Source organism: Pseudomonas sp. YuFO20 (assembly GCF_035064975.1).
Taxonomy (GTDB): domain Bacteria; phylum Pseudomonadota; class Gammaproteobacteria; order Pseudomonadales; family Pseudomonadaceae; genus Aquipseudomonas; species Aquipseudomonas putida_AE.
The window spans coordinates 1-412 of the sequence record NZ_JAXDEO010000192.1 but is presented as its reverse complement, the minus strand read 5'-3'; the positions used below and the strand labels follow the sequence as shown (position 1 = coordinate 412).

1 pseudogene is annotated in these 412 nt (G+C 55.3%); it reads left to right on the top strand.

The annotated features are described in order from the left end of the window. A pseudogene (locus SOP85_RS31215) lies at positions 1–412 on the top strand (Zn-dependent hydrolase); the annotation flags it as partial.

The following is a 412-nucleotide window of genomic DNA, read 5'->3' as shown; positions in this document are numbered from 1 at the left end:
AGGCGTCAGGTTCTCGCCTGATCTTCTAGGCTCGCGCGTCATAGCCAAAGACATAGCGCTAGATGAAGCCCTGGCCGTCGAAACGCGGGACGGAAAGTCTTTCCAAAGCGAACTCCAGCGAATTGGTTATGCGGGCGAAATCGACCCCTGGAAGTTCATCCCTGAAAGTTTTGTGGAGCTTCACATTGAGCAAGGCCCAGTGCTAGAGGCCTCCCAAACGCAGGTAGGTGTTGTGGAGGCTCTTCAGGGGCATTCATGGTGGCAGGTCGAGATTGTGGGTTGCGCTAATCACGCTGGCACAACGCCAATGCATTTGCGTAAAGACGCCGGCGTCGCAGCTATGCAATTGGCTTGCAGACTTCAGGAGTACTCCGCCCTGGATCATCTTCCTAACGTGACGACGGTAGGAACC